The organism is Chryseobacterium gilvum (genome assembly GCF_025628965.1).
In the GTDB taxonomy this organism is placed as follows: Bacteria; Bacteroidota; Bacteroidia; order Flavobacteriales; family Weeksellaceae; genus Chryseobacterium; species Chryseobacterium gilvum.
In genome coordinates this window covers 333158-341063 of record NZ_JAOTEN010000003.1, presented here as the reverse complement: position 1 = coordinate 341063, position 7906 = coordinate 333158, and the positions used below count along the sequence as shown (strand labels likewise).

The following is a 7906-nucleotide window of genomic DNA, read 5'->3' as shown; positions in this document are numbered from 1 at the left end:
TACCTTCTTTAGGGTGGTTTTAGCGGTGGGGCTCACCTGTTCCCATTCCGAACACAGAAGTTAAGCCCACCAGCGCCGATGGTACTGCGAAAGCGGGAGAGTAGGTCGCCGCCAGTCTTTTTTAAAAGCTCATCAATATCAATTGATGAGCTTTTTCGTTTATATATCTTACCTCGTAACAGAAAGTAGAATATATTGTAATCGTACGCAAAACTCAACTGTATAATTTATTACATGCTATTCCCTTATAAATAAAGATATACTTATCTAAAATAACTCACATATAATTCGATATCATATAAGAATTATATAGAATCAATTTTCAGTAATAATAAATCTTTTATTTATATTCACAAAAATTTATTATTTATGATAATGTTTAGCGATAAGATTATCATATAAAAAAAATCCTACATCGATGATATAGGATTACTTATATTCTTTAATGCAAAAATCGTGCTAAAAATTATTTTTATCAAATTAAATTTATTAAATTCGTAGAATATGTTATGTTAACCTAAAGTAGCTATGCTCAAACAACATTTACAACTTAAATTAGGACAAAAACTTGCCCCTCAACAAATACAACTGATGAAGTTAATTCAGCTTCATACGTTAGAGTTTGAAGAAGAACTGGAAAAAGAATTAGAAGAGAATCCTGCTTTGGAAATTGCCAAAGAAGAATCTAAAGAAGATGAATATACCTCAACCGATGAAACGTATGAAAATGAAGGAACTGATAGTATAGAAACCGATTTTGATGTAAACGATTATATTTACGACGATGAGCCAAATTATAAAACGGCTTCAAGCAATTATTCTGCAGATGATGAAGAATTTGATAACGAAAGCTTGCTTACTGAGGGACAATCTCTTTATGATTACCTTATGGAGCAAATTAATCTGATTAATATCAATGAAGAAGACCTTAAAATTGCCGAATACATTATTGGAAATTTAGATACAGACGGATATTTACGGAGAGAAATTAAATCTATTGTCGATGATCTCGCTTTTTCTCAGGGTATTTATACGACAACAGAAAAAGTGACTGATATTCTGGAAAATTATATTCAGAAATTAGATCCTTCAGGAGTCGGTGCAAGAGGTCTACAAGAGTGTTTGCTTTTGCAGATTGAGAAAAAAGTAACCTCTGATAAAGCAGTATCTTTAGCAGCGAATATTTTGAGATATCAGTTTGATGCTTTAACCAATAAGCATTATAATAAGATCATTCAAAAATACGATATTGAAGAGGAAGATCTAAAGGATGCTTTGGAAGAAATTTCCAAACTCTCCCCGAAAGTAGGTGGAAATTTTGATACGCAAACCATTACCATAAACCAGGAAATAATTCCCGATTTTGTCATTCAGGTAAAAGACGGCCATGTAATTCCTCTATTAAACAGTAAAAACGCTCCCACTTTAAGAGTTTCGGAAGAATATAAAGATATTTTATCTACGTATTCTCACGATAAAAATTCTGCAGAGCATAAACAGGCCGCTTTATTTATAAAGCAAAAACTGGATGCGGCTAAATGGTATATTGACGCGATTAATCAGCGTCAGAATACCCTATTACAGACTATTACGGCTATTGTAAAATTCCAGAAAAATTATTTTATTACCGGTGATGAAAAATCTTTGAGACCAATGATCTTAAAAGACATCGCAGATATTACCGGGTTTGATATTTCTACCATCTCAAGGGTTGTAAAAAGCAAATATGCAGATACACCGAATGGGATTATTTATCTTAAAGATCTCTTCTCCGACAGCTTAACCAACGATGATGGTGAAGAAGTTTCTACAAAAGAAATTAAAATGCATCTTCAGGAGGTTATCAGTAGAGAAAATAAAAGAAAACCGCTTACAGATGATGCGTTAGTCGTAATGCTGAAAGAGCAGGGATACAATATTGCCCGAAGAACGATTGCAAAATACAGGGAACAGTTGAATATTCCCGTTGCAAGACTTAGAAAAGAATTATAAAACAAAAAGCATTTCAAATTGAAATGCTTTTTTTATTGTAAGGGTAAAAATTAAATTTCCTGTGCTTCTATATTCTTAAGCTGTTTTAGATTTTTATCAAGCCTTTTAATAAGGATTCCGTAAACGAGCCTGTAATAGGTCCAAAGCAGGATAATACATAACGAGGTACTGATTATAAGTCCTATGGCAAAACCAGTGATGGAAGAATTGCTTAATGTGATATTTTGTGATTTCAAAACATAAAATACAAAAAAGGTCAAAATCATTGTAAACGAAACAACCAGAATAATATTTATTAAAATAAAAGCATTGACCGTTTTCTTAAATTTAATAATTCTTAAAATAAATTCTTTAAGATCTTCTTCAATTTTTATTTTACGGTAATTCTGATAAAATTTAATAACGAAATATCCTGTTACAGCAAGACTCACCAGCTTGATTATTAAATAGATTATTTCAAGATCACTTTCAAGCTGCGCATTTTTTTGTACACCCAGCCTCGCAAGAATGCTCATAAAACTATTAGATTGCTTACTTTGTACAATGTAAAATAATCCAAAAATAGAAAAGAACAGAAATTCTGCAACACTGATCCAGAAAATATACTTCATGTAGTTGCGCGACTTCCGGTTGAGCATTTTCAGGATTTCGGTATCGTTATATTTAGGCTGAACAGGTTGCTCTTGCCATGTCTTTTTAAAATTGTCTAAATCAAATTCAGGCATATTTTTGCATCTGTTCTTTAAGGGTTTTTTTTAATCTGTTCATTTTCACACGGGCATTTACTTCGGTGATTCCGAGGTTTTCTGCGATATCCTTATAAGGTAAATCATCCAGGTACATCATTACAATGGCTCTCTCTACATTGGGTAATGTTTTGATTACGGTATATAATAAAGAGATTTGCTGTTGTTTGTCATCGTCATCTTCCACAAAATCTTTATGATTGATATCCAATTCATTTGTGGGAAGGCTTTTGCTTTTTTTTCTGAAAAGGGTAATCGCGGTATTAAGGGCTACACGATACATCCAGGTTGAGATTTTAGAATTTCCTTTAAAAGAATCATAGCTTCTCCAGAGCTGTAAAACGATCTCCTGAAAAAGATCTTCTTCATCTTCGAGAGAATTGGTATAAAGCCGGGAAACCTTGATAATCAAACCTTGATTATCTTTTATCAGCTGGGCAAACTCTTTCTCTTTAGAAATCAAAATAATGTATAATTGCCACGAAGATAATAATATAAACTAATAATTTAACAATTTAACAGTGTAACAATGAGAAAATTTATATTTTATTGAATTGGTAAATTGTTACAACGATACATTGTTAGATTTAATTATCTTTGCAGCCACGAGAAAATCGGTCTGTTGATTCTTGTTTCGGCAAGGGTAGGAAAGTCCGGACACCATAGAGCAGCAAAGCGGATAACATCCGTCGGTCGCGAGATCAGGACAAGTGCAACAGAAAGCAGGTACAGTTCGGCTGTAGTGAAACCAGGTAAACTCTTTGCGGTGCAATGATAAGTATATCGGTTCTTTTCAGTAATGAAAATAGGGGCGGCTCGTCCTGAAAACCGAGGGGTAATCAGCTCAAGCTGTGCAGCAATGTACAACGCAGATAAATAACAGGCACCCGATTTTTCGGGATACAAAATCCGGCTTACAGGTTTTCTCGTGGTTTTTAAAATTATTGTTGAAACAAATACTTACTCGCTTTCCAGCTGTTTCCTAGACGCATCCAGACTCAGTCTGTCTTCCTCTGAAAGTTTTGGATACTTCAATTTCATTTCTTCTAAAGCATTAATGATAATCTGTACTGCAGCCACTCTTGCAAACCATTTGTTATCTGCGGGAAGCACATACCAAGGCGCATCATCTTTTGAAGTCTCGTTAATTGCTTTTTCGTAGCAGTTCATATATTCATCAAATAACGCCCTTTCAGGAAGATCGGCAGATGAAAATTTCCAGTTTTTCTCCTGTTCGTTGATTCGGTCCAGAAGTCTTTTTTTCTGTTCACTTTTTGAAACATTCAGGAAGATTTTAATCATTTTCGTTCCGTTTTTCGATAGATGTTTTTCAAAATTTACGATGCTTTCATAACGGTTTTGCCAAAATTCTTTATCAAAATCTTTCACAGAATTCCATGTTTTTTCGCTTAAATTATATTCAGGATGTACTTTACAGACCAAAACGCTTTCATAATGCGATCTATTGAAAATACCAATCATCCCTTTCTGAGGTAATGCAATATAATGTCTCCATAAAAAGTCATGTTCATATTCTTTGGAGCTTGGGGTTTTGAAGCTAGTTACATTACAGCCTTGAGGATTCACACCACCAAAAACATGCTCAATCAAACTGTCTTTTCCTGCCGCATCCATTGCCTGAATAACAACCAATAAAGATTTGCTTCCATCTGCATACAATTGCTCCTGAAGAGCGCGAAGTTTTTCTTTTTCCTTATTCAGCAGTTGTTCGCCTTCTTCCTTGGTAAGTTTGCCTTTATATTCTGTCGAAGTATTTTTTATGGAAAATTTTCCCTGAATTTTAAATTCTTCCGAAAAGTTATTGCTCATGTACAGTTTTATTTTACTTAAATATAACAAAAAAACCGCCTCGAAGGAGACGGTTTTGCTTTTTTAAGTAGAGATTATTTTTTTGCTGCTACTTTAGCCATTTTTTTTGCTGCTTTTTTCGCAGATTTTGTATTTGCCGGTGCAGCAGGAGCTACAACTGCTTCTGGAGCATTAGCATCTACATTACCTTTAATATAAATTACGCTTCTGCTGTTTGCAGGGTCATTAGAAAATACCTCAATCATTTTATTGAAAGGTCCGTTAAGCGCTGTATTGTAACCTACTTTGATTTTAGCAGATTTTCCTGGCATAATAGGATCTTGGCTAAATTCTGGAGTTGTACACCCACAAGATGGTTTTACATTTGATAAGATCAAAGGCTTATCTCCGGTGTTGGTTACCGTAAAAAATCTTGTACCGTCAGAACTAGGCTTGATATCGCCATAATCGAAAGTAGTCTTGTCGAAGGTAATAGTTTGTGCAGATGCCAAAGCAAATGTTCCGAATAATGCAATTCCTGCAAATAATGTTTTCATATTCTTGAATGTTAATATGTTTGTTAGATAAACTTAAAGAAACAAAGTTAAAAATTATTTTAATTATTACTTATAATTTTTTTACTTTAAGCTATTTTTGCACTTTGATAAGATAAGAAATTAGAATTTATGCAGATTTCAGAAAAATACAATCCTCAGGAAACAGAACAAAAATGGTATAATTACTGGCTTGAAAATAAATTTTTCCATTCAGAGCCCAACGAAAAGCCACCCTACACTGTTGTCATTCCACCGCCTAATGTCACCGGAATTCTTCATATGGGTCACATGTTGAATAATACCATCCAGGATGTATTAGTACGCCGTGCGAGAATGCAGGGTTTTAACGCTTGCTGGGTTCCGGGAACTGACCATGCTTCCATTGCTACCGAAGCAAAAGTAGTTGCCAAGCTAAAATCTGAAGGCATCAATAAATCTGAGATCACACGCGAAGAATTTTTAAAACATGCATGGGAATGGACTGATAAATATGGTGGGACAATTCTGGAACAACTCAAACAGTTAGGCTGCTCCTGCGACTGGGACAGGACTCGCTTCACCCTTGAAGATAAAATGTCTCAGCAGGTGATCAAAAGTTTTGTTGATTTATACAATAAAGGATTGATTTACAGAGGCTACAGAATGGTCAATTGGGATCCGGAAGCCAAAACCAATATTTCTGACGAAGAAGTAATCTTTAAAGAACAAAATGGTAAGTTATATTATTTAAAATATAAGATCGAAGGAACAGAGGAGTTCCTTTCGGTAGCAACCACACGTCCGGAAACCATTTTCGGCGATACTGCAGTTTGTATCAATCCAAATGATGAGCGATATGCGCATTTGAAAGGTAAAAACGTGATCGTACCTATCGTCAATAGAGTTATTCCTATTATTGAAGACGAATATGTAGATATTGAATTCGGGACGGGAGCGTTGAAAATTACGCCGGCTCATGATATCAATGACTACGAAATCGGACAAAAACACCATCTTCAAATGATAGATTCTTTAGACAATGATGGAAACCTGAATGACCACGGATTACACTATGCCGGAAAAAACAGATTTGACGTAAGAAAGCAGATCGCAAAAGAGCTTGAAGAAAAAAATCTTTTATTAAAAGCGGAAGATTACGTAAACAAAGTGGGAACATCGGAAAGAACAGGAGCGGTTATCGAGCCTAAAGTTTCTGTACAATGGTTTCTGAAAATGTCTGATATTGCAAAACCCGCACTGGATGTTGTAATGGATGACACCGTAAAATTTTATCCTGAAAAATTTAAAAATACGTATAAACACTGGATGGAAAACATCCGCGACTGGAATATTTCACGTCAGCTTTGGTGGGGGCAGCAAATTCCTGCATATTACTACGGTGGCGGTGAAAATGATTTTGTTGTTGCAGAAAGCATCGAAGAAGCATTAGAACTCGCAAAACAAAAAACGAATAACCAACAACTAGCAACCAGCAACCTAAAACAAGACGAAGACGCTCTTGATACCTGGTTTTCATCATGGTTATGGCCAATGTCGGTTTTCGACGGCTTGCTTGATCCTGAAAATAAAGACATCAATTATTATTACCCTACTTCAGATCTGGTTACCGGTCCGGATATTATTTTCTTTTGGGTTGCCAGAATGATTATGGCAGGATTGGAATTTAAAGGTGAAGTTCCTTTTAAAAACGTCTATTTTACGGGAATTGTAAGAGATAAGCAGAGAAGAAAAATGTCTAAGCAACTAGGCAATTCACCGGATCCTTTAGATCTGATTTCTCAATACGGTGCAGATGGAGTACGTGTTGGAAGCTTGTTGAGTTCCGCTGCCGGAAATGACCTGCTGTTTGATGAAGATTTAATGGTTCAGGGAAGAAATTTCATGACGAAGATATGGAACGCGTTCCGTCTGATCCAAAACTGGAACAAAGAAGATAAGCCGCTTATTGATTCAGATCACGAAGCGATCGAATGGTTTGGGCATCAATTAAATAAAACGATTACAGAAATCGATCAGCAATTTGACAAATTCAGGATTTCCGATGCGCTGCATTTAATCTATAAATTGATTTGGGATGATTTCTGTGGTTGGTATCTGGAAGCCATCAAACCTAATTACGGCGAAGGGATTTCTAAAGCGGTCTACGATCAGACGATTATTTTCTTTGAAGAACTGATGAAGCTGCTTCATCCATTCATGCCGTTTTTATCAGAAGAATTATGGCAGTTAATTTCACAAAGAACGCCGGAAAATGCTTTAGTGATTGCTCAGCAGAAAAAAGCAGAACATTTTGATACTAAAAAAATTGAATCTTTTGAAACTGCTAAAGAACTGATCTCAGGAATCAGAAACTACCGCCAGACAAAAGGAATATCACCAAGGGAAACTGCCGAAGTTTATACCAATGCAATGACATTCGAAAACGAAGCCGTTGTCAGAAAATTAGCGAATATTTCTGAAATTCATTTTGGTGAAAAGACCGATAAGCCAAGCTTTACATTCCTGGTTGGATCTACTGAAGTATCAATTCCTTTAAGTGAAAATTTAGATTTGGAGGAAGAAAAAAAGAAAACGGAAGAAGAGGTAAAGTATCTGAAAGGATTTTTAATTTCTGTGGACAAAAAGCTTTCTAATGATAAATTTGTTGCCAATGCAAAACCGGAGGTGGTAGAAGTTGAGCGAAAGAAACAAAAAGACGCGCAGGATAAGATTGCAATTTTAGAAGAGAAACTTAAAAGCTTATAAAAGATTAAGATTAAAGCCGGGTGATATCCTTAAGCTCAGTTTTAACCTAAAAATACA

6 protein-coding genes, 1 rRNA gene and 1 other RNA gene are annotated in these 7906 nt (G+C 35.2%); 4 read left to right on the top strand and 4 right to left on the bottom strand.

Annotated features, from left to right (window positions below; all coding sequences use genetic code 11):
- Positions 1-9: 9 nt before the first annotated feature.
- Together rrf and rpoN are read left to right on the top strand one after the other, a co-directional pair.
- A 5S ribosomal RNA gene (gene rrf / locus N0B16_RS11860) occupies positions 10-117 on the top strand.
- A 411-nt stretch (positions 118-528) separates the two neighbouring features.
- On the top strand, positions 529-1992 hold the full coding sequence (rpoN, locus tag N0B16_RS11855; protein WP_262991157.1) for an RNA polymerase factor sigma-54: 1464 nt from the start codon (positions 529-531) through the stop codon (positions 1990-1992).
- Positions 1993-2042: 50 nt separating this feature from the next.
- Here the strand turns inward: rpoN and N0B16_RS11850 are convergent, their stop codons facing one another.
- Both N0B16_RS11850 and N0B16_RS11845 read right to left on the bottom strand, forming a co-directional pair.
- A complete protein-coding gene (locus N0B16_RS11850; protein ID WP_262991156.1) occupies positions 2043-2717 on the bottom strand; it encodes a DUF8845 family protein in 675 nt (224 codons plus the stop codon).
- Positions 2710-3201 (bottom strand): RNA polymerase sigma factor, encoded by a 492-nt coding sequence (locus tag N0B16_RS11845; protein ID WP_262991155.1) that lies wholly within the window; start codon positions 3199-3201, stop codon positions 2710-2712. Before N0B16_RS11845 ends, N0B16_RS11850 begins: the two co-directional genes overlap by 8 nt.
- Positions 3202-3344: 143 nt before the next feature.
- Here N0B16_RS11845 and rnpB point away from each other — a divergent pair.
- An RNA gene (rnpB, locus tag N0B16_RS11840) (RNase P RNA component class A) lies at positions 3345-3671 on the top strand.
- 27 nt (positions 3672-3698) lie between these two features.
- On the opposite strand, the gene N0B16_RS11835 is transcribed toward rnpB, so the two are convergent.
- Entirely contained in the window at positions 3699-4568 is an 870-nt protein-coding gene (locus tag N0B16_RS11835; RefSeq protein ID WP_262991154.1) for a PPK2 family polyphosphate kinase, read from the bottom strand.
- A 74-nt stretch (positions 4569-4642) separates the two neighbouring features.
- Positions 4643-5104: a DUF1573 domain-containing protein gene (locus tag N0B16_RS11830; protein WP_262991153.1), complete on the bottom strand. Its 462-nt coding sequence runs from the start codon at positions 5102-5104 to the stop codon at positions 4643-4645.
- A gap of 129 nt (positions 5105-5233) precedes the next feature.
- Between N0B16_RS11830 and N0B16_RS11825 the strand changes: the two genes are divergently transcribed.
- Positions 5234-7849: a valine--tRNA ligase gene (locus N0B16_RS11825; protein ID WP_262991152.1), complete on the top strand. Its 2616-nt coding sequence runs from the start codon at positions 5234-5236 to the stop codon at positions 7847-7849.
- Positions 7850-7906 lie beyond the last annotated feature (57 nt).

Coding starts and splice junctions, on each gene's coding strand:
- N0B16_RS11850 (WP_262991156.1), bottom strand. CDS start 2,717: ATGCCTGAATTTGATTTAGACAATTTTAAAAAGACATGGCAAGAGCAA.
- rpoN (WP_262991157.1), top strand. CDS start 529: ATGCTCAAACAACATTTACAACTTAAATTAGGACAAAAACTTGCCCCT.
- N0B16_RS11830 (WP_262991153.1), bottom strand. CDS start 5,104: ATGAAAACATTATTTGCAGGAATTGCATTATTCGGAACATTTGCTTTG.
- N0B16_RS11825 (WP_262991152.1), top strand. CDS start 5,234: ATGCAGATTTCAGAAAAATACAATCCTCAGGAAACAGAACAAAAATGG.
- N0B16_RS11835 (WP_262991154.1), bottom strand. CDS start 4,568: ATGAGCAATAACTTTTCGGAAGAATTTAAAATTCAGGGAAAATTTTCC.